Below are 24085 nucleotides of genomic sequence, written 5' to 3'. Positions count from 1 at the left end.
TCAGTCCGGACGAATCGCCCAAGCGGGCACCCAGTGGGTGACTTCCTCGTGGCGATGACCGGTGATCACCATGTAGGTGACCCGACCGAACCAGTCGCCGCCCTCCGCGATCGACCACGCGGTGAGCGTGCCGGTGACGATCCGACCCACCTGCAGCCCGCGCGGCTCGGGTACGCGATTCGAGAACGCGGCCGGTCGGAAGAGGGCGCGCAGGTCGACCAGAACGGTCACCGGTTGGATATCGCGGTAGACCTGCCGCTGCGGCGGTCGAGCCTCGGGGCCGATGGCGGGCATGTCCATTCTTCGATCATATGTTCGAATGGACGTCGGTGGAAATGGCGGGACGATGACGTTTCGGTAGGCGCGCGGTCAGTTCGGTACGCGCGCGGTGCCGAGGGTCATCGCGGCGACGGCTCGTCCGGCGCCGTCGAGGTAGAACGCGTCGATCGGGCCGACGATCAACCCGGCCGCCTCGATCGCGCCGGGGATGTCGCGGGTCAGGTGGCAGCCGCCGGCCACGCGACGCTGGATCGGTTCGAGCCGGCGCTGCCACCGGCGCACATCGGCGTCGGGCGCGCGGCCGTGTTCGAGGAAGCTCACCGTCGCCCCCGGACGCAGCACCCGGGCGAGTTCGGCCAGCGCCCGCGGCAGGTCGGGGATGGTGCACATGGTGAAGGTCGACAGCGCCGAGTCGAAGGAGTCGTCCGGGAACGGCAGGTGCTCGCCGTCCAGACCGGACCGCTCGATCGGGACCCGGGAGGCGGCGACGCGATCGGCGGCCAACCGCCACGCGGTATCGGCCGGCTCCACCGCGGACACCGCGGTCACCGCGGGCGGGTAGTGGCCGACGTTGTGGCCGGAGCCGAAGCCGATCTCGAGGACCGCGCCCGCGAGCGGTTCGCAGACCCGCGCCCGCAGCGGGTCGAGTTGCGCGATGCCGCAGGTTCGGTCGACCAGGCGGGGAAGGATGCGCTCGCCGTATAAGCCACGTCGCCGAGGGTAGTGGTGGTCGGCGACGAAGACCGCCCGGATCGATGTGCCACCCTGCCGGACGGGGACCTTCGCGGTGGGGCCGGGCCGCGGGGCTTGACCTTGACACAGTGACAAGGTGTGCAGTGGTATGCGGAGGTGGTCACGATGACCCGAGCACAGCACACGGAGATCATGTTGGCACTGTCGGCGCCCGATGCGTCGGTACGGCTGCGCGCGGCGCTGGCCGCCGGGACGCATCCGGTGGACGAGTACGCGCCGGCCCTGATCGCCCGGTGCGCCGTCGAGCCCGATTTCTTCGTTCGCGACATGCTGACCTGGGCGATCGTGCGGCTCGACCCGGCGGTGACGCTCGACCTGCTGCTGGCCGAGCTCGGCTCGCAAGTTCCGCAGGCCCGCAGTCAAGCGCTGCATTCGCTGTCGAAGATCGGCGACCCGCGCGCCTGGCCGGCGATCGGGGACGACCTGCTGCGCGACCCCGACGACGAGGTCGCCCGCGCCGCCTGGCGCACCGCCGCCGGGCTGGTCCCCGAGGGGCGGCAGGCCGAGTTGGCGCAGGTCCTGGCGTCGCAGTTCGGGCGCGGTGATCACGAGGTGCAGCGCAGCCTCAGCCGGGTCTTCGTGATGCTCGGCGACGCGGCCGCGCCGGTGGTCGCGCGGGCGCGAACCGCGGCGGACGAGGGGATGCGCGCTCACGCGATCGCCACCGAGCGGCTGATGGACGACCCCGACGCGGACTTCGAGACCGCGATCCGGCAGGCGCAGCGGGCGGCCGCGCTGCAGGGCGCTCCCGTGCCGCCGTCGGAGTGAAGTCGGGTGCGTCGATGCTGATCGGGGAGGTCGCCGAGCTCTCGGGGGTCAGTGCGCGCATGTTGCGGCACTATGACTCCCTGGGGCTCGTCACCCCGAGCGAGCGCACCTCGGGTGGCTATCGCAGCTACTCGGCGGCCGACCTCGACCGGCTCTTCCACGTCGAGGGGTTGCGCTCGCTCGGGTTGAGCCTGGCCGACATCGCCGCCGCGCTCGATACCCCCGGGTTCGAGCCGGCGGCGATGGTCGACCGGCTGATGGCCGACACCCGCGAGCGCATCGCCCGCGATCGGGAGCTGCTGGGCCGGCTGGACCGGGTGCGCGCCGGCGAGCCGTCGACCTGGGCCGATGTGCTGCGGACCATCGCGCTGATGCGCGGTCTGGCGGCGGCGGAGCCGTCGACGCGTCAGCGGGTGGCGCTGACCGCCGGGGCGCAGCGCGGCGACCTCGCGACCCTCGCGGAGGCGATGCTGGTCGAGCCGCAGGTCAACGTCGCGGACACCCTGATCTGGGCGTTGGCGCGCAGCGGTGACGACGCGGTCCCGCTCCTCGCCGCGGCGCTGACCGCACCCGACGCCGACCGGCGCCGACGCGCGGTGCACGCCCTGCGCAAGTTCAACACCCCCGCCGCACTGAACGCCCTGGCCACCCAGACCGCCAACCCCGACCCCGCCGTGGCCGCCCGTGCGGTGCTGGCGCGCGGCTCCCTCGGTGACGCCGACGCCATTCCGGCGCTGGTCGCCCTGATCCGCGAGGGCCGCGACGACGTCGAGGCGGCCGATACCCTGGCCACCCTCGCAGCGCCGGACACCGAACAGCCAGACCCCACCGGCAACCGTCCCGCTTCTCCCGGCCGCGCCGACGCGGTCGCTCGCGCCATCGCCGCAGCACTCGAAGCCGCCGAAGGGCCCGAGGCCGCCGACGCCCGCCGGCGCCTGGCCTCCGCCCTCGCCGACATCCCCGGCCCGCAAGCTGCGGGCCTCCTGCGCCGGCTGACCACCGACCCCGACCCGGGCGTCGCCGCCATCGCGCACTTTCTGCTGGCGCGCACAAGTTGACCGGGCCAACTGCCACAGCCTGCTACCCGCGTAGCCGCCGCATGCCGTGTGGGCCACTCCGTTGTGCAAACCAGCATGATTCTGAGCCGCCAAGACAATAGTTGTCGTGGCACCCGAATTTCGTGCAGATTTGCACAGCGCCCTACCGCGAATTGGCCGCCAGCACCGAGATCAGTTCGTAGGCGACGTGCGCGGCGGCGATGCCGGTGATCTCCGCGTGGTCGTACGCCGGGGCCACCTCGACGATGTCGGCGCCGACGACGTTGAGCCCGACCAGGCTGCGCAGCATGTGCAGCAGTTCGCGGCTGGTCAGCCCACCCGCCTCGGGCGTTCCGGTGCCGGGGGCGTGCGCCGGGTCGAGCACGTCGATGTCCACCGATACGTAGACCGGCGCCTGCCCCAGCCGCGCGCGCATATGCTCGATCGCCGCGGGCAGCCCGTCGATCTGCACCTCGTCGGAGCCGATCACCTGGAAGCCGAGCACCTTGTCATCGCTGAGGTCCTGCTCGGAGTACAGCGGCCCGCGGATACCCATGTGCAGGCAGTGCTCCTTGTTGAGCAGCCCCTCCTCGGAGGCGCGGCGGAACGGGGTGCCGTGCGTATAGGGCGCGCCGAAGTAGGTATCCCAGGTGTCGAGGTGCGCGTCGAAGTGCAGCACCGCGATCGGGCCGTGCGTGCGGTACAGCGACCGCAGCAGCGGCAGCGCGATCGTGTGATCGCCGCCGATGGTGACCAGCGTGGAGCCGTTCGCGCGCAGTTCGTCCGCGCCGCGCTCGATCCCGGTGATCGCCTGCTCGATGTCGAAGGGGTTGACCGCGATATCGCCGGCGTCGACCACCTGGAGGGTGGAGAACGGCGAGATGTTCAGCGGCGGGTGGTACGGCCGCAGCAGCTTCGACGAGCCGCGCACGTGCGCCGGGCCGAAGCGGGCGCCCGGCCGGTAGGAGACACCGGTGTCGAAGGGCACCCCGACGACGGCGATGTCGGCGCGGGTGACCTGGTCGAGGCGCGGCAGCCGCGCGAAGGTCGGCGGCCCGGCGAAGCGGGGAATCGCGGTCGCATCGGTCGGGCCGATCGGTGGAGTACCGGCGGGGTCCGGGGTGCTGGTCATGCCGTCAACCCTGCCCGTGGAGCGACGTCGCCACCATGTCCGACACGTCGAAGTCGGAGCATTCAAAATGGACAATATGTCCAGCCGCGAGCAGCCCGAACCGGGCGGGATCACCGTCGCCGAGTTGGTCGCCGACCCACAGCTGCGGCTCGAGGTGGTGGCGGGCCGCGGCGCGGTCGATCGGCGCATCGAGGTGGCGGCGGTCTCGGAGCTGCGTCGGCCGGGCCCGTGGATGCAGGGCGGCGAACTGTTGCTCACCATCGGCCTGCTGCTGCCCGACGATCTCCCCGGCTGCCGCGCCTACCTGCGGGATCTCGACGCCCACGGGGTGCGGGCGATCGGGTTGGGCCTCGGCGCCGAGCTGCCGCACCGGCACGTGCCGGAGGCGCTGATCACCGCGGCCGAGGAGCTGGGTATCCCGCTGCTGATCGTCCCGGACCCGGTGCCCTTCGTCGCGGTCACCAAGGCGGTCTTCCACGGCCGCGCCCAGCAGGAACGGCGCGGTCTGGAGTGGGCGCTGCGCGCGCAGCGGGATCTGACCCTGGCCGCGGTCAGCCCCGGCGGACTGCCCGGCATCCTCGCCGCCTATCACCGGGCGACGGGAGGGGCGGCGGTGGTGCTCGACCGGCTCGGCCGCGTCCTCGCCGACGCCGGGCCCGGCGCCTCCGCCCTGCCGACGCGGCTGCGCGAGTCGTTGGTCGCGGTGCGCGCCGGCGGCATCACCACTACCGCGGCGGATATCGACGCCGACCGGCGCCGCGAGGTGCACCCCCTCGGCGCCCGCCGCGTTCGCGGGCATCTGCTGGTCGAGGTGACCTCGTCGGCGTTCGGCAGCCAGGTGACCGCCGGCGCGGTGTCGGTGCTGACCCTCGAACTCGAACGGATGTACGCGCTCGACGCCGCCGACCGATACGAGCGGTCCCGGCTGCTCGAGGTGCTGGGCCGTGAGATCGTCTCCGACGCCGCCGCTACCCATCAGCTGACGAAGGTGGGGGTGCCCGGCGGTGATCGACAGGCCGCGGTGATCGCCGCCCCGGACGACGCCGACGAGATGCTGATCGACGTCTTCTTCACGCTCCCGGACGCGCTCGCCCGCGCGGTGGACGGCCACGTCGAGGTGGTGGTGCCCGCGGGTACCGATCTGGCCGGATCGCTGGGTCACCTCGCCGCCGACCGCGCGGTGGGCATCGGCACGCCCACGCGGCCCGGGGCTCTGGCGGTCTCGCTGCGGCAGGCGTGGTCGGCGGTGTCGGCCAGCCGCATCCGCGGTCGGCACGTCGGCGCCCGGGAGATCGCGGATATCGATCGGGTGCTCGAGGCCCTACCCGACGAGGTGCGGCGCGGCTACGCCGATACCGTCCTCGGCCCGCTCGATGCGGCCGACCGGTCGGAACCGCTGCTGGAGTCGCTCGACGCCTTCCTGCGCGGCAACGGGCATTGGGAGAGCGCCGCCGCCGCGCTCGGCGTGCATCGGCATACCCTGCGCAACCGCCTCGACGCGGTCGCGCGGCTCACCGGGCGGCGCCTCGATTCCGCGCAGGATCGGCACGAGCTGTGGTTGGCATTGCGGGCCAGGGAGATCGGCTGACGAGAAAGTCCCGGGAGCGGCGAACGGGAACGCCACTCCCGGGACATGTGGTCGGAGCCGGCCGACGGGATCAGGCCACCGGCCCCGGTCTCGGGAAGGGTGGGCGGCAACCCACCGGGCGTCGTTTCCGAGTGTCGGGCTCGGTGCGACGCGATATCCATCGTCGCCTGTTCGACCGACAGATGACATCGGGGTACACCCTGAATCGCACCCTGAAATCCTCCGACTTCCCCCGAATTCCGACCGGCCCGGTCCTGCCCCGCCGGCTCAGTCCCGATAGTCCGGCTGGGTGCGGTCGAGCATCCGGACCAGCGCGCTCCAGGCCAGGTCGGAGCCGATGTCGTCGGTGAAGTCGTCGCCGTCGGCGGACCCCGCCAACTGCTGGGCGACGTGCTCGGCCACCTCCGGCTCCGGGATCACCAGTTCCCCCATCCGGGCGGCCGCCACCTGGATCTCGCAGGCCTTGTTCAGGTAGTACATCCGCAGGAACGCCTTGGCCGGGGTCTCACCGACGGTCAGCAGCCCGTGGTTGCGCAGGATCAGCGCGTCGTTGCCGCCGAGGTCCTCGACCAGCCGCTTCTGCTCGTCGAGGTTGAGCGCGACCCCTTCGTACTCGTGGTAGCCGACCCGGTTGTAGAACTCCATCGAGATCTGGTTGAGCGGCAGCAGCCCCTCCGCGGTGGCCGCGACCGCGCAGCCGGGCAGGGTGTGGGTGTGCAGCACGCACTTCGCGTCCTCCCGCGCGGCGTGCACCGCGCTGTGGATCACGAAGCCGGCCGGGTTGACCGGGTGCTCCGATTCGCCGATCAGTTCCCCTTCGCTGTTGATCCGCACCAGGTTCGAAGCGGTGATCTCCTCGAACAGCAGCCCGTAGGGGTTGATCAGGAACTGCTCGGGCTGCCCCTCGACGTCCGGTAGCCGCACCGAGATGTGGGTGAACACCAGGTCGGTCATCCGGAAGTGGGCGATCAGCCGGTAGACCGCGGCCAGTTCGATCCGCAGTTGCTCCTCGGTGACGTTCGGGTCCCGATGGTCGATCCGCATGGTCAGGCTTCCTGTCGGTTCGGGTCGCCCGGCGCGTCGTAACCGACACGGCGCGCGACGATCTGCTGGAACATGGCGGTCACCTGATCCCAGTGGGTCACCAGGCTGGTGCGATCGGCGCCCGGCGAGTAGCGACCGGCCTGCATCCGGTGCAGGATCGGCAGATCCTGTTCGTTGACGCCGAAGAGCACCTCGGTCAACCGCTTGAGGTCGGCGGAGTGGTTCTCGTCGACGGCATCCCGATCGACGAAGATCGCCATATGTTCCACGGTACGTTCCGGGCCGAGGGTGTCGAAGCCGATCACCTGGAACCAGTCGGCCTCCAGGAAGAGCAGCGCATTCGGGAACAGGCACAGGATGTCCTGATTCTCGGTCTTCTCCACCGGCACGTCGCCCAGGAAGGGCAGGGAGCCATCGGTTTTCGCGGCCTTTCCGGCGGCGCCACGGGGATAGCAGCCGCCGATGATCTCGCTGCCGAGGACCTCGTCGTCGACGTCGAGCGAGGCGCTGACCGGTCCGACCTGCGGATGCACGAACGGCAGGTGGTAGAAGTCCAGGAAGTTCTCGACGACGAGCTTCCAGTTGACCGGGATGTCGAAGCGGCGCTCCTCGGCGAGGCGGATGCGGTCGAAGTCGATATGCGACCAGCGATCCTGCACCGGGCCGATGAAGGTGTCGAAGGCGTCCCGGGCGGCTTGCTGGTCCTCGGGATCGAGGGCGAGGTCGACGAAGACCATGCCCGCCCACACCCGGGACGCCACCGGCAGCAGCCCGAGCACGGACTTGTCGTCCGGGCCGGAGGCGCCGCGCTGCCGCCCGAAGTAGGGGGTGGACGCCAGCTCACCGTCGAGCTTGTATGTCCAGCAGTGGTAGGCACATTGGATGCGGCGGCTGACCTTGATCGGCTCCTCGGTCAGCGCCATGCCGCGATGCCGGCAGGAGTTGTGGAAGACACGTACCTCGCCGTCCTCGCCGCGAACGATCAGCAGCGGGCGGCCACCGATCGTCACCGGGTGGACCCGGCCGGTCTCGGCGACCCAGTGCGCATAGCCGGCCCAGACCCAACCGGCGGCGAAGATGCGGTCCTGTTCGAGCTGGTAGGCGGCCTCGTCGGTATACGCGGACGCGGGCACGATGGCGCGCTGCGAGGTGTCGCTGGTCAGGGGGCCGCGGGCGACCCGATTGCCGGCGCTGGTCGTGGTGTACTCGGTCGTGGTCATCGGTGTGCTCCCTCGAATGCTGTCGAACTCGCAAAAGCCTTGCGGGCCATGTTCATCAGGGCGAGTGATTCCGCCCAGCGGTCGCTGACCTGTACCCCGTTCCGATCGACGATCGCGTAGGGGGTGGTGCCCAGTTCGGTGACGAAGCGCACGGGCCGCTGCGGGTGCTGCCGGCGAATCGATGCGAACCCCTCTCGCCACCAGCCTTCGAAGCGCTCGGTCCACGGCGCCGACATCGGATGGTCGAGCGGCACCTGAATCTGTGCGCGGGTGGCGATCCGGCCCTGCAACGATCCCGCACGGGCCAGAACCCGGGAGATCGGCTCGTCGTATTCCGGCGACGGCCGTTCGGGAATCTCGTGGGCGCAGACGTAATGCGACAGGTCGGCGGCCACCTCGATCCGGGAATCGAGCAGTTCCAACAGGGCGACGGTGAAGCGCAGATCGTTGGTGACGGTGTCGCGATGCGTCTCGAGCTGCATGTCGATGCCCGCCCGCACGCAGCGCTCGTACCAGTCGGTGATCGTATGCGCGAGCGGTCGCGGATCGAGCCCGAAGATGCGGGCGCAGCAGATGATCCAGTCGGCACCGATCCGGTCGGCGTACCGCAACGCCCGGTCGATGTCGTCGTCCGTGCGGGCGAAGATCAGCACGCCGCCGGTCAGGCCGGCATCGGCGAGCAGGGGGGCCAGCGCGGCGGCCTCCGGGGCCTGCCGCGCACCGAGGTCGACGACCACACCGGTATAGCCGGCGTCGGCGACCAGGGCGACCCGCCGTTCGAGGGAGACCGCATCCCAGCGATCCGGCAGATCCTCCATCGCCCACAGTGATTGGTGCAGTTCCAGTGATGTGGTCATGCCTTCACCTTCGGGGTGTTGATCGCCCGTTCGGGAACGCCGTCGGCGTACCAGGTCAGCACCGATCGGGCCTGCCGCTCGACGTAGGCGGTGACGGTGGCATCCGACAGATAGCCGACGTGCGGGGTGGCGATCACCTTCGGATGGCGGACCAGCGGATCGTCCGGGCCGGGTGGTTCCGCATCGAAGACGTCGACCGCGGCGCCGGCGAGCCGGCCGGTGTCGAGCGCCTCGACCAGGGCGGCGGTGTCGACGATCGGCCCGCGCGAGACGTTCACCAGGTGTGCGCCGTGCGGCATCCGGGCGAGCGCCGCCGCGTCGAGCAGCCCGCGGGTCGAGTCGCTCAGCGGCAGGAAGACGCCGAGAACGTCGCTGACGGAGAGCAGTTCGTCGAGAGTCTCGACGGTGGTGACGCCGGGGATCGGCTCCCGGTCGCCGCGCCGGTCGAGCGCGATCACCCGGCCGGCGCCGGAGGTCGCCAGGCGCGCGAAGCGGCTGCCGATCGTGCCGAGCCCGAGGACCCCGACCGTCAGGTCCGACAGCCGGCGCGGGGCGTCGTCCGGTCGGTCGAGCCAGCCGGCCACCGGACCCACCCGCAGGAAGAAGTCGAGCCGCCGAATCATCGCCAGGCTCAACGTCCACGCGTGTACGGCCACCTCCTCGCTGGCGGCGTCCCCGACCGCGCATACCCAGATGCCGCGCTCGGTGGCGGCATCGATGTCGACGTTGTCGCTGCCGTTGGACAGCAGCGACACGATGCGCAGGTCGGAAAGCCGGTCGAGCAGCGCCGCGTCGACCGGCGCGTAGCCCGCGAGCAGGGCGATCGCGCCGGTCGCCACGTCGGCGATCACATCCGGGTCCCGCGAGTCCGCCCGAGCGACGGTGAATCCCGCCTCCCGCAGAAGGCGGGCGCCGGGCTCGGGGTCGATATCGTCCACATCGGTGTAGACAGCGAGCGGGTACTGCATGAACGTCGATCCTTAGCGTCGGCGGTACCGGGTGGTGCGGGCGGTACCGGTCAGTGCAGGTGGGACAGGAAGCGTTTGGTCCGTTCGTGGCTCGGATTGTCGAAGAAGTCGTCCGGCGGGGCCTGTTCGACGATCACCCCTCCGTCGAACAGCATCACCTCGTCGGCGACTCGCCGGGCGAACCGCGCCTCGTGGGTGACCACGACCATCGTCATGCCGCTCTCGGCGAGCTTCTCCATGACGTCGAGCACCTCGCCGACCAACTCCGGATCGAGCGCGGAGGTCGGCTCGTCGAAGAGCATCACCGTCGGCTCGAGCACCAACGCCCGGGCGATCGCCACGCGCTGCTGCTGGCCACCGGACAACTCGGATGGATAGTGCCCCATTCGATTCGCCATGCCGACCCGTTCGAGCATCGCCTCGGCCCGTTCGTTCGCCTGTGCCTTGTTCAGGCCGCCGACCTCGGTCAACGCCAGGGTGACGTTGTGTCGAACGTCCAAGTGGGCGAACAGGTTGAACCGTTGGAAGACCATGCCGATATCGCGGCGTTGGACCGCCAGCCTGCGCTCCGGCAGCGGCTTGGTCGTACCGTTGGCGAGGGTTTCGACGCCGATCTGCTTGCCATTGAGCAGCACCTCGCCGCCGTTGGGCGGCTCGAGCAGTGCCATCAACCGCAGGATGGTCGACTTCCCGGAGCCGGAGGGCCCGAGCAGCGCCTTGACCTGCCCCTTGTCGACGCTGAAGTCGACACCCTTGAGGACCTCGGTATCGCCGTAGGTGCGGCGCAGGCCGATCGCCTGGAGGACGGGAGTGCTCATGATGCGCGAACCTCCTTGGCCGGTGCCGGGTCGGCGGTCGTGGTCGGCGTACCACCGGAGATCCAGCGATACCGCCGTTCGATGTAGTGCTGACCGATCATCAGGGCGGAGACGATGACCAGGTAGTAGATCAGCGCCGCGGAGTAGTACTCCGCGTAGCGGAAGGTCACCGATACCTCCGACTGGGCGGTGGTCAGCAACTCGCGCAGTGAGATTACCGACGCCAACGAGGTGTACTTGAGCATCGCGATCAGCTCATTGCCCGACGGCGGCAGCGCCACCTTGATCGCCTGCGGCAGAACCACCTTGAACAGCACCTTCTGCGGCGGCAGGCCCAGGGCCCGCGCCGCTTGATGCTGTCCGTCGTCCACCGACTGGAGCGCCGATCGCAGGATCTCCGCCATGTAGGCGGCCTCGACGATCGAGAAGCCGATCAACGCGGCCAGGAACGGGGTGAACCACCCGTCGCGCAGCGCGGGGAACAGCTGCGGTCCGGCGTTCCAGATCAACAGCAGTACCAGCAGCGTCGGGATCGCTCGGAAGAACCAGACGTAGGCGCCACCGATTCCGTTCAGTACCTTGTTCTTCGAGACGCGCATCAGCGCGACACCGAAGCCGATGACCGAGGCGAAGAACATCGCCAGCAGGGCGAGAAGCACCGACAACGCCGCGCCGCGCAGGAAGGTGCTCGACGTCAGCGCGTCGAAGAAGATTCCGACATCGAAGGCCATGACGGATCAGCCGGAGACGAGCCTGGACGGATCCAGACCGTACTGCTCGGCGATACCGTTCATGGTGCCGTTCTCCACCAGGGTCGAAACCCCCTCGGCAACAGCCGGAGTCAGCTCCGCATCCTTGCGGGTGAAGACACCGAAGACGGTTTCGGTCGGGAACACTCCGGAGACCTCGACGAGCTGACCGTCCGACTTGTCGACCATGTCGACCACCGCGACATCGGTCTCGATCAGGGCGTCGGCCTTGCCGTTGGTGACCGCGGCCACCGTCTCGGCGGTCTTCGGGTACGCCTGGATGGTGATCCCCGGCCGGCCGGCGGCGACAAACTCGTCCGAAAGGGTCTGCAGCGTCGCCTCGTTCGAGCCGCCGCCCTGGACGGCGACCGTCTTGCCGGACAGATCGTCGGAGCTGCTGATCGAGGTATCGCCGGTCCGGACGATCAGCGACGGGCCGGTGTTCATATACGGTGCGGCGTCGGCGACGGCGAGCCGCTCATCGCTGATGTACAGGCCGGACCAGGTGATATCGCAGCGCTGGGCGTTGAGCGCCGGCATCAGTCCGTCGAAGGCGGTGACGACGAAGGTGGTGTCGACGCCCCACAGATCGCCGAGCGCGCGGGCACTGTCGGCGTCGAAGCCGAGCGGATTGCTGGTGTCGCCGCCCTCGAGGTACTCGAGCGGTGGGTACTCGGGGTCGATACACACCGACAGCTGGCCGGAGCGCAACAGGCCCGCCGGGGCATCGCCCTCGGCTGCCGTGGTGCTCCCGGAACCACCGCAGGCACTGACCAGAGCGGTGAGCGCGACGGCGGTGACCGCACCGAACGTGGATCGGGTAACTCGACCCTTATCGAACATGATGAAACTCCTGTGGGCTGCACGGACGTTGGCGATAACCGTAGAATCGCCCGACAGGGTCGGCAACAGCAGAAATGCATTCCTAGCGCGACCGGCTGCATAAATGTCCACCAACATGGTCAATCATGCAGCGCGGATGCACGCGGGGACCGGCATGATGTACATCGGACAGCCAACGATGGAGAAAAATTCAGTTGTTAACGGTCGATGATCCGAGCGACGAGAGCGGGCGACACGACGATGTCGACCGTCGGATTCTCGCGGAATTGCGGACCGATGGGCGGATCGGACCGGGTGAATTGGCGGGTCGGCTCGGCCTGTCGCGCACGACGGTGACCAAGAGACTCGCGTCGATTCTGGGCGACGGCCGCACCCGGGTGGTCGGCCTGGTGCACCCGACGACGTTGGGAATCTCCTCCTATGCCCACGTCTCGGTCGCAACGGTCGGCTCCGGCCGCGAGGTCGCCGCACGGCTGTGCGGGCGCCCGGAGATCCCTTTCGTGTCGCTGGTCTGCGGGGAGTTCCCGATGGTCGTCGAGGTGCGCGCCCGCGACGACGCCTCCCTGTCCGCAGTGCTCGATTCGATCCGGGCGCTCGACGGTGTCGAGTCGACCGAAACCCTGCTCTACACCGATCTGGTGCGGGATGTGATGAGTTCCGGTGCGGTGTCGGCGGATTGGCTCGACGACCTCGACCGACGGATCCTGGCGCTGCTGCAGGCGGACGGGCGGTTGCCGTACTCCGCGATCGCCGCCGGGACCGGGGTCTCGGTGGGGACGGCACGCACCCGCACCCTGCGGCTGATCGACAGCGGGGTGGTGACCATCGATGTGATCCCCGGATCGGCAGGCGGCCGAAAGGTGGATATCGGCTTGGGATTTCGAGTGCGCGGTACCGTCGGCGAGAGTACCGCGATCCTGACGAAGATCCCGGAGATCCGGTTCCTGGCGGCCACCCTCGGGCGGTACGACATCGTCGCGACCATGCAGGTCGATTCGCAGCGACATGCGGCGCCCGCCCTCGAGCGGGTGCGCGCGCTGTCGACGGTCGTTCACGTTCACGGGTGGGTGCACCTCGAACCGCTCAAGGAGGACTACAGCTATCCGATGGCGATCCAGGGGGCACGACGATACGGAGGAATCATTCAATGAACGCACGGGAAGCCTCTGTGCCACCGCAGAGTTGGGAGCCGCCGCCGGCCGCGCATCCGGTGCGCTGCCGCATCGACGTGCTGCCCCGCGTCGACGGCACGCCCAATGTCGACCTGGCCGTGGCGATGGCGACCGCGGGGTTGTTGACCTCCGGTACGGTGCTGATCCGCGACTGGGAGGCGCCGTCGGCGGCGTACGACGAAGCGCTGCGCCATACCTGGGCCGACCTGGGGGCGTACGTGGTGTCCTCGCGGGCCGGTCTGACCGCCACCTCCCGGTCGACCGGCGGACATCTGGTCGGCGGACACTGGGACGTGAGTGCGGTGAGCATCGCGGCGGCCGCGATCATCGCGGTGGCGTGTACGGTCGCGGACGGCCCCAGCACGATTCGCGGCGCAGGTCGTCGAACCGACGAGATCGCGACGGCGTTGCGCGACCTCGGCGGCCGGGTCACCGCAGAAGGTGATCTTCTGTCGATCCAACCGGGGCGTCCCTGGCCCGGAACCTGGCCCTGTGACCCGGATCTCGGCCCGGCCGGTCTCACATTGTCGGCGATCGTCCCGGTGACGCTGAGCCGGTGGGATCGGGTGGAGGCCGACACCCCCGGGGCGAGCCTGCTGTGGATGCACGCGCTGTCCGCCGACGAATACCTGATGCCCGGCAGTGCCAAACTGCCCGGCGACTACGTGCGATAGCCGCCGTCGGGCCGCCAACAACGCGACCGCGGAGGTACCCCGGAGATGCCCGGAACGGCTCCCGGGAAACGTACAGGAAGGATCCACCGGACACTCAGGACAGTCCCCGAGGATCGATATCAGGCCGGCAGCCCGCAGGCCATCGATTTCAGGAGACAGCCCGCATGACGAATGTTCCCGAACCCGAATCGACTCCGGACGGACCGGCGTACGAAGGCCGCCTGCTCCCCCGTCCGGACGATGAGATCGTCGACCAGGGAGCAGGATTCGATATCGCCACGATGGTGACGCGCCGTCGCGTGTTGACCCTGGTCGGCGCCGGCGTCGGCGCTGCCGCCCTGGCGGCATGCTCCACCGATTCGTCGACCTCGACCGCCACGACCACCTCGGCGAGCTCCTCGAGTGCCTCGTCCGCCTCGACCGCCGTTCCGGCCGGTGAGATTCCGGAGGAGACCAACGGCCCGTACCCGGCCGACGGCACCACCGACATCAACGTCCTCGAGGATTCGGGGATCGTGCGCAGCGACATCACCACCAGCCTGGGCAGCACGACCCCGGTGGCCGGTGTGCCGCTGACGTTCACCTTCGCGCTGACCGACATGGCCAACAACGATGCCCCCTTCGAGAACGCCGCCCTCTACGTGTGGCAGTGCAATGCGCAGGGTGAGTACTCGATGTACACCGAGGGCGTCGAGGACGAAACCTTCCTGCGGGGTATTCAGGTCGCGGATGCCAACGGTGAGTTGACCTTCCAGACGATCATCCCCGGCTGCTATGTGGGGCGTTGGCCGCACCTGCACTTCGAGGTCTACCCGGACGTCGAGTCGGCGACCGATGTCGCCAATGCGATCGCCACCTCACAGGTCGCCATCCCGGAGGAGATCCTCGGGGGCATCTTCGCCCTCGACGAGTACGCCGGCTCGGCGGAGAACCTCGCCCAGATCGGCGGTATCAGCAACGACAACATCTTCGGCGACGATGACGCGGCTCTGCAGATGCCCAGCATGACCGGCGACGTCACCTCCGGATACATCGGATCGATCGCGGTCGGTGTCGACACCACGACCGAACCCGTCGTCAGCGGTATGGGTGGCGGCGGCGGGATGCCCCCCGGCGGTGGCGGCGGTATGCCGCCCGGCGGTGGCGAACCCCCGTCCGGCAACCCGCCGAGCGGCATGCAGCCGCCCAACTGACCTCGACCACAGCCATCACTTCACAGACGGAGAATCCCATGTTGCACAACCTGACCGGCTGGCATGCCCTGATCATCCTGGCCGTCGTCCTGCTCGTCTTCGGATCCACCAAGCTGCCCGCCCTCGCCAAGAGCGTCGGTCAGTCGGTGCGCATCCTCAAGGACGAGGCCAACGACGCGAAGGCCGAGCACGATCGTGCGACCGCGGCCGCCGCCGCGCCCACCGCTGTGGCCGCCCCCGTGCAGCCGGTGGTCCAGCCGGTCGTCGTCGGTAGCGTCGAGACCGGCATCGGTCGCTCGGCGTCATGACCTCCACCGTCGCGCGGGGCACGATGCCCCTCGCCGGACATGTGCGGGAAGCACGCGTACGCGCCACTCGCGCGGCGGTGGCGCTGGTCATCGGGTGCATCGCAGGCTATCTGCTCGCGAACCCGATCCTCGATCTGCTGCGGTCGCCGATCGAGCAGGTCGCCCTGGATCGGGTCGCGAGCCTGAACTACGACACGATCACCGGGGCATTCGACCTGAAGGTTCGGGTCGCGATGTTCGCCGGCATCGTGCTCGCCAGCCCGGTCTGGCTGTTCGAACTGTTCGCGTACGTCACACCCGGCCTGACCCGCAAGGAGAAGCGGTATACCTTCGGCTTCACCGCCGTCGCCGTGCCGCTCTTCCTGGTCGGCTGCTACTTCGGACTGCGGATCTTCCCCCGGATGGTCGAACTGCTGGCGGGCATCTCCTCCGACGAGGACACCACGATCCTGACCGCGTCGTACTACGTCGACTTCGTGCTGAAAGTGGTCATCGCACTGGGGATCTCGTTCGTCCTGCCGGTGCTGGTGGTGATGCTCAACTTCATGGGCATCCTGTCGGCGCGCCGGATCCGCAGGAGTTGGCGGGTCATCGTGGTGGTGATCGTGCTGTTCAGCGCGTTGGTGACCCCGTCGGCGGATGTGCTGTCGATGTTCCTGGTCGCGATCCCGATGACCGCCCTCTTCGGCATCGCGTTGTTGATCACCCATCTGCACGACCGACGCGCCGCCAAGCGTGCGCGAATGGCGCAGGCGGCGGTAGGTATCGGAAAGGAGTCGGCGCCATGTTCGGCTTGACCCTGGAGAAGTTGGTGGTGGTGGCGATCGTCGCGGGCCTGATCCTCGGCCCGCAGCGGTTGCAGGAGTACGCCCATACGCTTGCCCGCACGATCCGCACCTTCCGGGACGTCGTGCAGCGCGAGCGGTTGCGCGCCGAGGCGGACCTCGGCATCCCGCTCGACAAGACGGCCTGGGACTCGATCGATCTGCGGCAATACGATCCGCGGCGGATCGTGCGTGACGCCCTCGACGAACCCGCCCCCGCGGCACCCGCCGAGCCGGCGGAGGCGACACCGACGTCGGTGGCCGCGCCCGGGCCCACACCGGAGGAGATGGAGGCGTTGATCGAGGCGGCCGCCCATGTGCGGCCGGGGCAGAGGTACCTCGTCACCGGAGGTGCGGCCCATCCCCGTCGGATCCGGATCGACTCGCTCCCCGCCGACGACCCCCGTCGGATCGCCGCGGAGCTGCCGCGCCCGGAGTATCCGGCGGAGACCACCGCGATCGAGCCGATCGCGATCGTTCCGGACGCCGAAGCGCTCGGCGATCCCGATGCGGTCCTACTCGCGAAACCCGACCACCGGGCGGTCGCCGGCTAGGTGCCCGGCCGGCCGGCCGGGAGGGTTCGGAAGCAGCGCGTCGCGGGCGCCGCGATGTACCCGGCGGCGACCAGGACGTGGAAGTAGTCGGGCTGGGTCAGCGTCGTCGGTCGGGCCAGACCCAAGCGCAGCGCCTTGTCCTGGGCGCTGCGCAGCCGATCCTGGACCCCGGAGAGGCTCTTGCCGAGTCGCCGGGCTACCTGCTTGAGCTGGCGAGGTTCGGCCGCGGTCAACGGCGGCGGCCAGGCGAGGTAGTCCTCGAAGACGAGTTCGAGGGCGCCCAGTTCGGCGGGCGCCAACGGTGGCGGGGCCGCGCCGACGGCGGTCGGGGTGGCGCCGCCCTGTACGGCGGTCCCGTCGGCGTCGAGGTAGTCGTCCGACTCCAGCAGCACCCAATGCTGACGGTCGGCCTCGGTGCCGAGCACCCGGATGCCGACCAGCGGCCACCGCACCAGCTGCGACGGCTGCGCCCGGAAGGGCACCAACCCCCACGGATGGAGCACCGCTCCATTGCGATTGGGCACCTCGATCCGCCACCCGTCCGGCGATGCGGTCACCGCGACCGCGCAGCGGGAGATGCCGGAATTGTCGACGGCTCGGCCGAGCAGCAGGTCGGCGTCCCTCCCCGCGGTGACCGTCCGGCCGTCGGGGGCGGCCCGACCCACCGGGGCGCCGGCCCGGGCGCCGTTGGCCTCGCGGACCAGCACCCAACCGGTCACTCGCACGTCCAGGAGCCGCTGACCCGCAGGGTGCTGTCGGTGCCGAAGCCGGTGAACGCGATATCCATCGTCCCCGAGCGCTCGCCCTCGGCGACCGAGAAGACCCCCTCGGTCGAGCCGCTGCTGGCGAGCACGATGTCGCCGACCGTGGCGGTGGCCTGACCACCCGACTCGTCGGTGATCGTCGACGGGGTGTAGTCGCCGGTACCGCGAAAGCTGTTGGTGGTGAACGTGATGTCCGCGGCCGAGCCGTCGACGTCGCCGGTCGCCCGCCACGACCAGCTCGTCCCCGCCAAGGCGTCGCACTGCACGCTCGGCGAGGTGAGTTGTCCGCTGATGGTGCCGTCGACGTAGATATCTGTCGCGGTGGTCGATGCCGCGGGTGTCGTCGTGGCGGCATCGGCCGGGGGCGCGGCGACGACCGCGCTCGTGGTGGTCGGTGCCGCGGCGGGAGGAGCGGAATCGTTCCCGAGCTGGGAGAACGCCAGACCGGCGGCTGCGACGGCGGCCAGCAGCGCCACCGCGACGAGGGCGAATCGGCGTCCCCGCCGCTGCGGGGCGGCCGGGCCGGAAGCGGGCGCGGCCGGGATCGGGGACGCTCCCGGAAAGGGTGCACCCGGAGGCGTCGGCGGCATCCCGGCCACCGTGGTGGGCTGCGGATGCGGCGCGGCCGCCGCGTGCCACGCAGCCGCTCCGGGCGTCGACCCGGGCAGGATCGTCGTGGTCACCGTTCGGGTGGTGGTCTCGGACGTGTCGGTAGGCGCGGCGAGGGCCCGATGCGCGGCGATGGCCAATTCGGTTGTGCTGCCGAAGCGGTCGTCCGGATTCTTGGCCATCGCCCGCAGCACGACATCGTCGAGACCGGCCGGCAGACCGGGACGCCGATCCGAGGGTCGCGGCGGCGGGGCGTTCAGATGCGCCTGCATCTTCGCCGGCAGCCCGCCGACCGCAAACGGTTTGCCACCGGTGAGCGCCTCGTAGAGCACGCAGCCGAGGGCGTAGACGTCGACCCGATGGTCGACCGGCCCGGCTCCGAACTGTTCGGGCGCCATGTAGTCGATCGTGCCGATCACCGAATCGGTCCCGGTCAGCCGGGTCCCGGCCGCGTTGTGGGCGATGCCGAAGTCGAGCAGATGGGCGAAGTCACCACCCCGATCGGTGGTGGACAGCAACACATTCGACGGCTTGACGTCGCGATGGATCAGGCCCGCGGCATGCGCGGCGGCCAGAGCTCCCGCGACCTGGGAGATGATCTCGACCGCCTCCGCCGGGGGCAGCGGACCACTGCGGGCGATCCGCTCGCCGAGGTCGGTCCCGTCGATCAGACGCATGTCGATGAACAGCCGCCCATCGATCTCGCCGAAGTCGTGGATCGGGATGATGTGCGGTTCGGTCAGTCGGGCGGCGAGCTCGGCCTCCCGCCGGAATCGTCGGCGGAACGTCTCGTCCTCGGCCAGATGCGGCGGCAGGCACTTCAGCGCGACGGTGCGGTTCTTGACGGTGTCGTAGGCGCGATAGACCTCGCCCATCCCACCTCGACCGATCAGTCCATCGAGCCGGTAGTGCCCGAATCGCTCGTTCATGCGCAGATTCTGTCAGTCCTGTCGTTCCGGAGGGGTCCGGAATCATCCAATCGCAGCGATCGGCTTCCGTCACCCCTGCCACGTGGCAGGGCTGACGGGCCTGCCCGCGGCTGGTGTTCTGGTGTCAGCCCGAAGCACACCGCTTCGAGACGCACACCGAAATCCCTTAGAGGAGACCAGCAGACATGACGACCACCAGCCTCTTCCGCACCGCCTACCGCATCGGCGTCGGCGTGCTCTTCGCCGGAATGATCCTCGGCCAGGCCGGTACCGCGCTCGCGGACACCTCCTCCCCCGCCGATGTCGCCACCGCCTCCAAAACCGCGGAATCCGCGTACACGGACTACTCCGATGTGGACGACTACTCCGGCGTCTCCGACGAGGTCGATGCCATCGCACCGGCGCTCTTCCTGGACGGCACCGTATCCGGCCGACTCGAACTGACCTCGGTGAGCTGCGACCTGCTCACCGATACCGCGTGGACGTGGCAGGCCCTGGGCACGGTCGACGGTGTTCCCGCCGACGTCACCTTCACCACCAACTTCTACCGCGGCCCCGGCGACTACAACCCGACCACGATCACCGACGAGGACGGCGGGCAGGTCACCGCACAGGTCGGCGACGTTCAGGTCGCGAGCAACGGCTTCACCGAGGGCGTGTACACCGTCGACGCCGGCGAACAGTCCGGCTACATCGACGCCGTCCTGACCGACGACGCCAACGGTCTGAGCATCCGGGTCAGCGGGACCTGGCAGTGCTTCGCCCCGTGAACGATTCGAGCATGAGCAGCTCGAGATAGTCCGCCATTCCGTCGACCGGCCGCCATCCCGTCGCCCGGGCACGGCGCAGGTCGAGCACGAAGTCGTGTGCGAGCTGGTCGACGGAATACGGCGTGATCACCGGTTCGGAGCCGATCAGCCGCGCGGTACCCGCGATCACCCGGGCCGCCGCCGTGGCCACCGGCACCGGAACGTGCCGGATCCGGGTCGGCCCGCGCACCGCCGACAGGACCCAACCGACCACTTCGTCGCGGGAGTGGGGCGTCGGATCGCCGATGTTGTAGGCGCCGGGCGCCCAATGCAGCCCCGCCGTGCAGGCGGACGCCAGATTCTCCACGGCGGTCAGGGTGATCCGGATATCGTTCCCCGGCAGGGTGATCGCACCGAACCGGACCGCGCGCAGCAGCCGCGGGAGCAGGTGCCGATCGCCGGATCCGTAGACCGCGTGCGGGCGCAACACCACCGCTCCGGCGTCCAGGGCGGCGGCCTCCCCGATCGCCTTGGTGCGGCCGTAGGCGTTGAGATGTCCGGCCCGGGGATGGTCCTCGTCGACCGACGACCGGTCGAGCCGCGGGTCGTAGACGCTCGCCGAACTCACCCACACCAGCGGCCGGTCGGCGGCCGCCGCCAGCAACCGGCGGGCGCCGTCGACGTTGACCCGGGTGAAGGCGTCCGCATCGGTTCCCGGTCGCGGGTCGCCGACCGCGGCCGCCAGGTGGATCACCGCGTCCACCCCGCGCAGGTCCGGTCCCGTCGGCGACGCCGCATCCCAGAAGCGGTGTTCCCCCACCGGCCCCGGTTGCCGGCCCACCGCGATCACCCGCGCACCCGTTGCGGCGACTGCCCGCGCGACGTGCCGACCGCAGAAGCCGTTCGCCCCGGTCACCGCGACCGTCATCCGATTCATGCGTCACCTCGGGCTCGCACGGTCAGTTGCGCCCAGGACGGCAGCGCGCCGCCGCGCTCGGCGCGCGCCCGCATCACCGCCGGTCGGTACGGGGCGACGGCGGCAAGGACATCGCCGAGCTGTTCGCGGGCCAGACGTGCGCCCGGGCACGCGCGTGCGCCCGCGCCGAATACCAGGTTCGCCTCGCGGACGGGCGCCGGATTGCGCGGGTCCGGCCCCCGCTCCCGCGACCGCGCCGCGTGCAGCACCATCAGCAGCAGCTGGTCGCCGCGCCGCACCGGGCGGCCACCGACCATCGCGTCCTCCGCCGCCACCCGCGGCAGCAGCGGGGTCGGCGCGGTCACCCGCAGCAGCTCCGTGACCAGCCGCGATCGGATGGCCTCGTCGGCGGCGTCGGCCCACAGGTCGGCGTCGGCGCACCAGGCGACCGCCCGCGGGATCGCGGCGACCGTGGTGTTGATCGTCGCGAGCGCCAGCACCTTCGACAGCGGATCGGCATGCTCGCCGAGCAGGTCGTCCAGATGATCGACGAAGCCGTTCCGGCGCAGGAGGCGGCGCGGCGAGGGGATCTCCTCGGCGGCCGAGAGCGCGGCGGTGCGGCGGGCGGCGACCGCGAGATCGACACACCACCGCGGCGACGGCACGTCCACCCCGAGCAGCGCCGCGGTGGTGCGCCCGGCGAGTTCGTCGGCGAACCGGCACATGTCGACGGTCCGCCCGGCGGCCAGGCGGTCGGTCATATCCGCGATCGCCGGCTGCCAGAACGGGCGCAGCGCGGCGACCCCGGTCGAATCGAGCCGGGCGGCCAGGGCGCGTTTCGACGCGCGATGATCGGCGCCGGACTCGTCGAAGATCCCGCCGGTGCCGTGATGTTTGCGCACCGAGCCGCCCATCGTGCCCGCCGAGGTGCGGTCGAGCGGCACCTCGGTCAGCACGGTCCGCACCAGGTCCGGGTCGTTGATCACCATCCGCGAGCCGACCCGGATCGCCGGGAACCGCCGCACCGCCGCCAACAGCGGGAAGATCACCGGTCGGCCCACCAGATAGACCTGCCGGTCGCGGCGTCGCGCCCGCGAGAATCGGTCGACGCTCATCGGATGTGCACCGCCTCCGCCGTTTCCGGTCGGAAGCGCCGATCCCAATGCCACAGCAGGGTGCGGATCGCTCCCCACTGCCGCAGACGCCGGTTGCTCGCTCGCACCCGGACCTCCTCGGCGCGGACCACCGCAGCGGTGGTTCGCCGGGCCCGATTCAGCAGGACCACGTCGTCCGCCTCGGCGACGAGCGGCCGTCGCGGACTGCCGCCGCAGGCCAGGTAGGTGCGGGCGGTCAGCGCCATATTGTGCCCGTGGCACAGCACGAAGGGACCCAGGTACTCCGGTCCCCGGTTGCCGGGCAGCCGACCACCGATCCGGGCGAGGCCGCGGTGAATCCCCGGCAGCAGCACCCGCTCGAGCATCCCCGGATGCTCGTCGAGGCGCGGCAGACTCGCCCCGCAGACCACCTCGGCGCCCGCATCGAAGCGGGCCCGCAGCGTCGCGATCCAATCCGGCAGCGGCAGACTATCCGCGTCGGTGCGGGCGAGAATCTCTGCGCCACAAGAAATCGCGTGCCGCATGCCGGTATCGACGGCGCTGCCCGGGCCGGGAGTCGGCTCGTCGATCACCTCGACCGGCGGGTCACCCCATGTCCGGCGGACGATGTCCGCGGTGGCATCGGTGGACCCGTTGTCGACCACCACGATCGAGAAGTCCCGATCGGTCTGGGCGCGCAGCGCGGCGAGGGTGCCGGTGATGCGGGCCGCCTCGTTGTAGGCGGGGATCACCACCCACAGGTCGGTCACGCCCCGACCAACCGGCGCGCCGCCAGCCGCGCGGCCGCCGCCCGATCGGGCTTGCGGGACCGTCCCGACAGCGGCACCGTGCCGAAGACGACGTGGTCCGGCCGGGCCGCGCCCATACGGCCGAGCGGCTTGTCCAGCGCACGGCGAATATCGACCTCCCGCACCCCGGCTCGCGGCTGTACCAGCAACGCCACCCGTTCGTCGCCGTCCCCGGCGGGGATGCCCACCAGGACCGCCAGTTCCACACCGGGGATCTGCAGCGCCGGTTCGTAGAGCCCCGGATAGATGTTGTGGGCGTCGCGCAGGATCATGTCCTTCATCCGCCCCTCCAGGACCAGGTTGCCGTTCACCAACCGTCCGCGATCCCCGGTGTGCACCAACGTCGTCGGGGATTCACCGAGGTAGCGGTGATGGGTGACCGGCCCGCTCAGCAGAACCTCCCCGCTCTCGTCGACCGCGGCCGTCACCCCCGGCAGCAGCGGGCCGAGCAGGTCTCCGGTGCCGGTGTAGTCGCGCTTGTCCTTCGCCTCGACCGCGGCGACCGGGAAGGCCTCGGTCATCGCGTAGACCCCCCACGCCTGTTCGGCGCCCGCGTCGCGCAGTCGGCCGAGCAGATCCTTGCTGACCGGGGCCGATCCGGAGTAGAAGCGGCCGGACAGTCGGGGGCGGTGGGCGAGCAGATCTCGCGCCTGCGGCGGTGTCAGGTAGGTCGCCTGGGGGCGCAGGGCCGCGAGCTGGTGAACCAGCCGGCTCGACCGTCGGGCGGGCAGCGCCACCGGCGCCCCGGCCAGCAGCGCCGGCGCCATCACGAAGAAGGTCGACCCCACCACCGGCAGATGTGGTTGCGGCGCCACCAGATCGGTGACCGCCGACAGCCCGGCGAGCAACGATGCGACCCGATGCACCACCGCCCGCGGTCGACCGGTGGTCCCGGAGGTGAAGATGACCAATGCGTCGGCGTCGAGATCCGGTCCGTCCCAGTCGGGTACCGGCCGCCGCGTCCCGGACAACAGCCCGCAACCGTGTCGGCCGACGCCGACCACCGGGGCGATCGTGCGCAGCGGGGGCAGGTCGATGCCCGCACGCCGGGCGAACGGCGCCGCCCAGCCGGCCGCCGCGCGCACCACGGCGTCGCAGACGAGCAGCTTCGGGGCGGCCGCCGCGAGGTGGGCGGTCAACACGTCGGGGCCGACGGACGGGTCGACCAGGGCGATCCGCAGCCGAAGTCGCAGCGCCGCGGCGACCACCGCCAGCGCCAGTGGGCCCGGGCGCACCGCCAGTGCGAGGGTGTCGCCCGGGCGCAGACCGCGGTGGTGCAGGCTGCCGGCGATGTGGCCGGCCATATCGGCGAGTTCGCGGCGGCTGAGCAGCGCGCGGATGGTTCCGTTGCCGCCGAGGAAGGCCGGATCGTCGGGGGTGGTGCCGAGCAGGGAGATCAGCGGGTCGGTTCCGTCGAGGGTGATCATCGTCCGT

At 70.4% G+C, this 24085-nt stretch carries 26 protein-coding genes; 10 read left to right on the top strand and 16 right to left on the bottom strand.

The window, feature by feature from the left end:
• Both MB1_RS09790 and MB1_RS09785 read right to left on the bottom strand, forming a co-directional pair.
• Entirely contained in the window at positions 1-300 is a 300-nt protein-coding gene (locus tag MB1_RS09790) for a hypothetical protein (RefSeq protein WP_066906177.1), read from the bottom strand.
• 69 nt (positions 301-369) lie between these two features.
• The gene (locus MB1_RS09785; RefSeq protein ID WP_084351379.1) at positions 370-1032 is read right to left on the bottom strand and encodes a class I SAM-dependent methyltransferase; all 663 of its coding nucleotides are present in this window, start codon (positions 1030-1032) and stop codon (positions 370-372) included.
• 105 nt (positions 1033-1137) lie between these two features.
• Here MB1_RS09785 and MB1_RS09780 point away from each other — a divergent pair, with 105 nt between their 5' ends.
• Positions 1138-1800 carry a HEAT repeat domain-containing protein gene (locus MB1_RS09780; protein ID WP_066906319.1) on the top strand — a complete coding sequence of 221 codons (663 nt, stop codon included), beginning with the start codon at positions 1138-1140 and terminating at the stop codon, positions 1798-1800.
• A gap of 14 nt (positions 1801-1814) precedes the next feature.
• Complete coding sequence (locus tag MB1_RS09775; RefSeq protein WP_066906321.1) at positions 1815-2858, top strand: HEAT repeat domain-containing protein; 1044 nt, start codon at positions 1815-1817, stop codon at positions 2856-2858.
• 142 nt (positions 2859-3000) lie between these two features.
• Here the strand turns inward: MB1_RS09775 and speB are convergent, their stop codons facing one another.
• Entirely contained in the window at positions 3001-3969 is a 969-nt protein-coding gene (speB, locus tag MB1_RS09770) for an agmatinase (RefSeq protein ID WP_066906175.1), read from the bottom strand.
• Positions 3970-4045: 76 nt separating this feature from the next.
• On the opposite strand from speB, the gene MB1_RS09765 reads away from it, so the two are divergent.
• Positions 4046-5557, top strand: coding sequence for a PucR family transcriptional regulator (locus tag MB1_RS09765; RefSeq protein WP_066906317.1), 1512 nt, complete (start codon positions 4046-4048; stop codon positions 5555-5557).
• A 267-nt stretch (positions 5558-5824) separates the two neighbouring features.
• Here the strand turns inward: MB1_RS09765 and MB1_RS09760 are convergent, their stop codons facing one another.
• The 7 genes from MB1_RS09760 to MB1_RS09730 are packed head-to-tail and all read right to left on the bottom strand — an operon-like array spanning position 5825 to position 12056.
• Entirely contained in the window at positions 5825-6601 is a 777-nt protein-coding gene (locus MB1_RS09760; protein WP_066906172.1) for a class II aldolase/adducin family protein, read from the bottom strand.
• Between the two features lie 2 nt (positions 6602-6603).
• The gene (locus MB1_RS09755; protein ID WP_066906170.1) at positions 6604-7821 is read right to left on the bottom strand and encodes an aromatic ring-hydroxylating oxygenase subunit alpha; all 1218 of its coding nucleotides are present in this window, start codon (positions 7819-7821) and stop codon (positions 6604-6606) included.
• The gene (locus MB1_RS09750; RefSeq protein ID WP_066906168.1) at positions 7818-8678 is read right to left on the bottom strand and encodes a hypothetical protein; all 861 of its coding nucleotides are present in this window, start codon (positions 8676-8678) and stop codon (positions 7818-7820) included. The genes MB1_RS09755 and MB1_RS09750 overlap by 4 nt, the downstream gene beginning before the upstream one ends.
• A complete protein-coding gene (locus MB1_RS09745; RefSeq protein ID WP_066906166.1) occupies positions 8675-9646 on the bottom strand; it encodes a C-terminal binding protein in 972 nt (323 codons plus the stop codon). The genes MB1_RS09750 and MB1_RS09745 overlap by 4 nt, the downstream gene beginning before the upstream one ends.
• A 50-nt stretch (positions 9647-9696) precedes the next feature.
• Positions 9697-10464, bottom strand: a complete 768-nt coding sequence (locus tag MB1_RS09740; RefSeq protein ID WP_066906164.1) for an amino acid ABC transporter ATP-binding protein — start codon at positions 10462-10464, stop codon at positions 9697-9699.
• Positions 10461-11195, bottom strand: a complete 735-nt coding sequence (locus MB1_RS09735; protein ID WP_066906162.1) for an amino acid ABC transporter permease — start codon at positions 11193-11195, stop codon at positions 10461-10463. Before MB1_RS09735 ends, MB1_RS09740 begins: the two co-directional genes overlap by 4 nt.
• A gap of 6 nt (positions 11196-11201) precedes the next feature.
• Positions 11202-12056: an ABC transporter substrate-binding protein gene (locus MB1_RS09730; RefSeq protein WP_066906160.1), complete on the bottom strand. Its 855-nt coding sequence runs from the start codon at positions 12054-12056 to the stop codon at positions 11202-11204.
• Positions 12057-12250: 194 nt separating this feature from the next.
• Between MB1_RS09730 and MB1_RS09725 the strand changes: the two genes are divergently transcribed.
• The 6 genes from MB1_RS09725 (at position 12251) to MB1_RS09700 (ending at position 16781) form a co-directional block, all read left to right on the top strand.
• Positions 12251-13207, top strand: a complete 957-nt coding sequence (locus MB1_RS09725; protein WP_066906158.1) for an Lrp/AsnC family transcriptional regulator — start codon at positions 12251-12253, stop codon at positions 13205-13207.
• Positions 13204-13902, top strand: coding sequence for a carboxyvinyltransferase (locus MB1_RS09720; protein WP_157083987.1), 699 nt, complete (start codon positions 13204-13206; stop codon positions 13900-13902). Before MB1_RS09725 ends, MB1_RS09720 begins: the two co-directional genes overlap by 4 nt.
• Before the next feature lie 164 nt (positions 13903-14066).
• The gene (locus MB1_RS09715) at positions 14067-15095 is read left to right on the top strand and encodes a dioxygenase family protein (protein ID WP_066906155.1); all 1029 of its coding nucleotides are present in this window, start codon (positions 14067-14069) and stop codon (positions 15093-15095) included.
• Between the two features lie 38 nt (positions 15096-15133).
• Positions 15134-15403 (top strand): Sec-independent protein translocase subunit TatA/TatB, encoded by a 270-nt coding sequence (locus tag MB1_RS09710; RefSeq protein ID WP_066906152.1) that lies wholly within the window; start codon positions 15134-15136, stop codon positions 15401-15403.
• Positions 15400-16200 carry a twin-arginine translocase subunit TatC gene (tatC, locus tag MB1_RS09705; protein WP_066906150.1) on the top strand — a complete coding sequence of 267 codons (801 nt, stop codon included), beginning with the start codon at positions 15400-15402 and terminating at the stop codon, positions 16198-16200. The genes MB1_RS09710 and tatC overlap by 4 nt, the downstream gene beginning before the upstream one ends.
• On the top strand, positions 16188-16781 hold the full coding sequence (locus MB1_RS09700) for a Sec-independent protein translocase subunit TatA/TatB (protein ID WP_157083986.1): 594 nt from the start codon (positions 16188-16190) through the stop codon (positions 16779-16781). Before tatC ends, MB1_RS09700 begins: the two co-directional genes overlap by 13 nt.
• Here the strand turns inward: MB1_RS09700 and MB1_RS09695 are convergent.
• Together MB1_RS09695 and MB1_RS09690 are read right to left on the bottom strand one after the other, a co-directional pair.
• Complete coding sequence (locus MB1_RS09695; protein WP_157083985.1) at positions 16778-17500, bottom strand: hypothetical protein; 723 nt, start codon at positions 17498-17500, stop codon at positions 16778-16780. The two genes, MB1_RS09700 and MB1_RS09695, sit on opposite strands and share 4 nt — an antisense overlap.
• Entirely contained in the window at positions 17497-19083 is a 1587-nt protein-coding gene (locus tag MB1_RS09690; RefSeq protein WP_066906146.1) for a serine/threonine-protein kinase, read from the bottom strand. The genes MB1_RS09695 and MB1_RS09690 overlap by 4 nt, the downstream gene beginning before the upstream one ends.
• A gap of 185 nt (positions 19084-19268) precedes the next feature.
• Between MB1_RS09690 and MB1_RS09685 the strand changes: the two genes are divergently transcribed.
• Positions 19269-19853, top strand: coding sequence for a hypothetical protein (locus MB1_RS09685; RefSeq protein WP_066906143.1), 585 nt, complete (start codon positions 19269-19271; stop codon positions 19851-19853).
• Here MB1_RS09685 and MB1_RS09680 read toward each other — a convergent pair.
• From MB1_RS09680 to MB1_RS09665, 4 genes are read right to left on the bottom strand one after another with little or no spacing between them, the layout of a single operon-like run.
• The gene (locus tag MB1_RS09680) at positions 19822-20769 is read right to left on the bottom strand and encodes an NAD-dependent epimerase/dehydratase family protein (RefSeq protein ID WP_066906141.1); all 948 of its coding nucleotides are present in this window, start codon (positions 20767-20769) and stop codon (positions 19822-19824) included. The genes MB1_RS09685 and MB1_RS09680 overlap by 32 nt on opposite strands.
• A complete protein-coding gene (locus MB1_RS09675) occupies positions 20766-21863 on the bottom strand; it encodes a cytochrome P450 (RefSeq protein WP_066906140.1) in 1098 nt (365 codons plus the stop codon). Before MB1_RS09675 ends, MB1_RS09680 begins: the two co-directional genes overlap by 4 nt.
• Positions 21860-22612: a glycosyltransferase family 2 protein gene (locus MB1_RS09670; protein WP_066906138.1), complete on the bottom strand. Its 753-nt coding sequence runs from the start codon at positions 22610-22612 to the stop codon at positions 21860-21862. The genes MB1_RS09675 and MB1_RS09670 overlap by 4 nt, the downstream gene beginning before the upstream one ends.
• Entirely contained in the window at positions 22609-24078 is a 1470-nt protein-coding gene (locus MB1_RS09665; protein WP_084351312.1) for an AMP-binding protein, read from the bottom strand. The genes MB1_RS09670 and MB1_RS09665 overlap by 4 nt, the downstream gene beginning before the upstream one ends.
• Positions 24079-24085 lie beyond the last annotated feature (7 nt).

Source organism: Millisia brevis NBRC 105863 (genome assembly GCF_001552615.1).
GTDB classification, from domain to species: Bacteria; Actinomycetota; Actinomycetes; order Mycobacteriales; family Mycobacteriaceae; genus Millisia; species Millisia brevis.
The sequence above is the reverse complement of the archived record's forward strand: the minus strand, read 5'-3'. Positions and strand labels throughout refer to the sequence as shown.

Bases quoted from the DNA above. Each gene is read 5' to 3' on its own strand.
- MB1_RS09680 (WP_066906141.1), bottom strand. From the start codon at position 20,769: ATGAATCGGATGACGGTCGCGGTGACCGGGGCGAACGGCTTCTGCGGT.
- MB1_RS09700 (WP_157083986.1), top strand. From the start codon at position 16,188: ATGTTCGGCTTGACCCTGGAGAAGTTGGTGGTGGTGGCGATCGTCGCG.
- MB1_RS09760 (WP_066906172.1), bottom strand. From the start codon at position 6,601: ATGCGGATCGACCATCGGGACCCGAACGTCACCGAGGAGCAACTGCGG.
- MB1_RS09715 (WP_066906155.1), top strand. From the start codon at position 14,067: ATGACGAATGTTCCCGAACCCGAATCGACTCCGGACGGACCGGCGTAC.
- MB1_RS09675 (WP_066906140.1), bottom strand. From the start codon at position 21,863: ATGAGCGTCGACCGATTCTCGCGGGCGCGACGCCGCGACCGGCAGGTC.
- tatC (WP_066906150.1), top strand. From the start codon at position 15,400: ATGACCTCCACCGTCGCGCGGGGCACGATGCCCCTCGCCGGACATGTG.
- MB1_RS09665 (WP_084351312.1), bottom strand. From the start codon at position 24,078: ATGATCACCCTCGACGGAACCGACCCGCTGATCTCCCTGCTCGGCACC.
- MB1_RS09750 (WP_066906168.1), bottom strand. From the start codon at position 8,678: ATGACCACATCACTGGAACTGCACCAATCACTGTGGGCGATGGAGGAT.
- MB1_RS09780 (WP_066906319.1), top strand. From the start codon at position 1,138: ATGACCCGAGCACAGCACACGGAGATCATGTTGGCACTGTCGGCGCCC.
- MB1_RS09755 (WP_066906170.1), bottom strand. From the start codon at position 7,821: ATGACCACGACCGAGTACACCACGACCAGCGCCGGCAATCGGGTCGCC.
- MB1_RS09740 (WP_066906164.1), bottom strand. From the start codon at position 10,464: ATGAGCACTCCCGTCCTCCAGGCGATCGGCCTGCGCCGCACCTACGGC.
- MB1_RS09775 (WP_066906321.1), top strand. From the start codon at position 1,815: ATGCTGATCGGGGAGGTCGCCGAGCTCTCGGGGGTCAGTGCGCGCATG.
- MB1_RS09710 (WP_066906152.1), top strand. From the start codon at position 15,134: ATGTTGCACAACCTGACCGGCTGGCATGCCCTGATCATCCTGGCCGTC.
- MB1_RS09730 (WP_066906160.1), bottom strand. From the start codon at position 12,056: ATGTTCGATAAGGGTCGAGTTACCCGATCCACGTTCGGTGCGGTCACC.
- MB1_RS09790 (WP_066906177.1), bottom strand. From the start codon at position 300: ATGGACATGCCCGCCATCGGCCCCGAGGCTCGACCGCCGCAGCGGCAG.
- MB1_RS09765 (WP_066906317.1), top strand. From the start codon at position 4,046: ATGTCCAGCCGCGAGCAGCCCGAACCGGGCGGGATCACCGTCGCCGAG.
- MB1_RS09745 (WP_066906166.1), bottom strand. From the start codon at position 9,646: ATGCAGTACCCGCTCGCTGTCTACACCGATGTGGACGATATCGACCCC.
- MB1_RS09690 (WP_066906146.1), bottom strand. From the start codon at position 19,083: ATGAACGAGCGATTCGGGCACTACCGGCTCGATGGACTGATCGGTCGA.
- speB (WP_066906175.1), bottom strand. From the start codon at position 3,969: ATGACCAGCACCCCGGACCCCGCCGGTACTCCACCGATCGGCCCGACC.
- MB1_RS09720 (WP_157083987.1), top strand. From the start codon at position 13,204: ATGAACGCACGGGAAGCCTCTGTGCCACCGCAGAGTTGGGAGCCGCCG.
- MB1_RS09735 (WP_066906162.1), bottom strand. From the start codon at position 11,195: ATGGCCTTCGATGTCGGAATCTTCTTCGACGCGCTGACGTCGAGCACC.
- MB1_RS09685 (WP_066906143.1), top strand. From the start codon at position 19,269: ATGACGACCACCAGCCTCTTCCGCACCGCCTACCGCATCGGCGTCGGC.